Annotated in this window: 3 protein-coding genes and 1 pseudogene; 2 read left to right on the top strand and 2 right to left on the bottom strand. The window is 64.3% G+C overall.

The window, feature by feature from the left end; translation table 11 throughout:
- A pseudogene (locus AHiyo1_RS11945) lies at positions 1-325 on the top strand (hypothetical protein); the annotation flags it as partial.
- 22 nt (positions 326-347) lie between these two features.
- On the opposite strand, the gene AHiyo1_RS11940 reads toward AHiyo1_RS11945, so the two are convergent.
- Entirely contained in the window at positions 348-671 is a 324-nt protein-coding gene (locus tag AHiyo1_RS11940; RefSeq protein ID WP_059388708.1) for a hypothetical protein, read from the bottom strand.
- Between the two features lie 60 nt (positions 672-731).
- The gene (locus AHiyo1_RS11935; RefSeq protein WP_059388707.1) at positions 732-1,367 is read right to left on the bottom strand and encodes a LysE family translocator; all 636 of its coding nucleotides are present in this window, start codon (positions 1,365-1,367) and stop codon (positions 732-734) included.
- Positions 1,368-1,470: 103 nt separating this feature from the next.
- Here AHiyo1_RS11935 and AHiyo1_RS11930 point away from each other — a divergent pair, with 103 nt between their 5' ends.
- Complete coding sequence (locus tag AHiyo1_RS11930; protein ID WP_084784484.1) at positions 1,471-1,926, top strand: Lrp/AsnC family transcriptional regulator; 456 nt, start codon at positions 1,471-1,473, stop codon at positions 1,924-1,926.
- Positions 1,927-2,206 lie beyond the last annotated feature (280 nt).

Raw genomic sequence — 2,206 nt, 5'->3', positions numbered from 1 at the left:
CACGGACGACCTCTCGGCGGCGCTGCTGCTGATTCGGGCACAGTCGCTCAGGATGTTGGGGGAGCGGGAGGCGGCGCAGGCCGCGCTTGAGGAGGTACTCCGCAGGAAGAAGACCAGCCTCGCCTTGCGGAACGACGCCCTCACGGACCGGGCCCTCTCGAAGCTTGAGGTCAGGCGGAGGACGCCCAAGCCGAGGCCCTTTGTCGCTGAGCGGGTCCGGCGCGGCAAGACGGAGGACGCTGAGCTGGATGCGGTCGATGGGATTCGCAAGGACATCGAGATACGCCGAATGTGGAACAAGGACTTCGGCGAGCCGGGCGACTAAAGCAGGGGCCAACGCAGGGCGGCTACGCCCGACGCGTGCGAATGATTCCCCGAATGGAGACCCCCACGGCGCCGACAAGTGGGAGCAGCATGGCCAGGACAACTATGGTGTTCGGCTGGAACGTCACGCGTCCGCTTGCGTTGCGGCCATAGACCCCGACGGGGAGCACAAACCCGCCCCCGCCGCCGCCGGCAGCATTGCCCCCATCGCTGCCTCCGCCGAATCCAAAGGACACCAGCGCTACCGGAATCAGTTCTTCTCCGGCGATCTGCAGGGGCGGGCCGTACGCCCTCGATACGCCGACCTTCTTGAAGGCCTCCACGAGAGCTGAAAAGTCATCGGACATGAAGCCGACCTTAGGCTGCCTCGCCCAAGAACACCAGAGCGAGATAGCCCAGCGGCCGTGTCACCGGAGCATCGGAAGTAGCTGCTCGCCGAGCAGGACAGCCCCGAGGCCCACCATGATGATGCCGCTCGCAAGGGTCACCACACGCGCGGCCGAAGGCCGGGACTGCAGCAGCTTCCGCGAGCCGAGGGCCACCACCGTGTAAATGATGCCTGCGAATAGGACGAACGTGAGGCCCAGCACGCCTGACTGCACCGGCACCGGCAACGACGCCTCCGGGCTCACGAATTGCGGCACAAGCGCCAGGAAGAACAGCAGGCCCTTGGGGTTGATGCCGCTTGTGCCCATGCCTTGCAGGAAGGTGCGCAATTGGTTTCGGGACTGCCCGACGGCGTCATCCGCACTGAAGCTCGCGCCGCGCCACGAGCGCATGGTGCTCACGCCGAGCCAGAGCAAGTACGCAGCACCCGCGATCGTCAGCCAGCCAAGAAGCCCCGGAACGCCCGTCAAAACGGCGGCGAGTCCGGCCACCAGGAGGGCCGTGTGCAACACATAGCCGCTGCACAGGCCGGCCACAGCGGGGAGGAAACTGCGCTGCCGAAGGCCAGCGGCAATCGAATACGCCCAATCGACGCCCGGGGTGCACGCCAAGGTGACGGCGACAATGACGAAGGCGAGGAAAAGCTGGGGATTCATGGTGGCTCCTGGCTGGCGGTTACACCATGAACTTTATGGAAAATCGGCCCATAAGTGTTCCTATTTTTAGCCAGGCTTGCCGGGGTTTCGGTAAGATATTTGCGTGATTGATGGAATCGATAGAACTATTTTGCGCCACCTCAAAGGGGATGGCCGAATGACTGCCACCGCGCTCGCCGCAAAGGTGGGATTGACCGTGGCTCCGTGCCATCGCAGACTGCGGGATCTCGAAGCTTCCGGGGTCATCCGTGGGTACAGGGCAGACATCGATCCTGGGGCGATTGGCCTCGGATTCGAGGCGATAGTCTTTGTGACCCTGCGCCAGGCTGACCGCACCACGATGTCGGAGTTCGAAGACCGGGTGGCAGCCATTCCGAACATCGTCGAGGCCCAGAGACTCTTCGGCTCGCCGGACTACCTCCTCCGCGTGATCGCAGCCGATCTCCCGGCCTACCAGCGCTTCTACGACGACCAACTCTCGGCGCTTCCCGCCGTCGAGCGCCTCAACTCGACGTTGGTGATGAAGAACCTCAAGCCGAACGCGGGACCGCCGGTCTGAGTTCGGTTTCCACGACGGAACCGGTCGGGGCCTTGGGATTCGTTGCCGAGCCAACGTCGGTAGGTATCGGTGGCTTGGTTCCGGGGCCGGCCTAAAAATGGGCCGGCCTAAAAATGTCGTAGCCTCCTGGCAGAGTGTTTCCATGGAAGCGATCGGATGCGTCGACACCCGGCAGGGCATTGCCTCCCGCGGGTATTTCGGAGTGTCCCGTCATGCCCGTCGTCCGCGTCTGGCCGCGTCCCTTGCCGCGGTCCCGGGCGGGCTGGTGTTGGTGGATCCG

This window comes from Arthrobacter sp. Hiyo1 (assembly GCF_001263615.2).
Lineage (GTDB): Bacteria > Actinomycetota > Actinomycetes > Actinomycetales > Micrococcaceae > Arthrobacter.
Note: the sequence above shows the minus strand (reverse complement) of the source record. Positions and strands in the feature narration are given on the sequence as shown.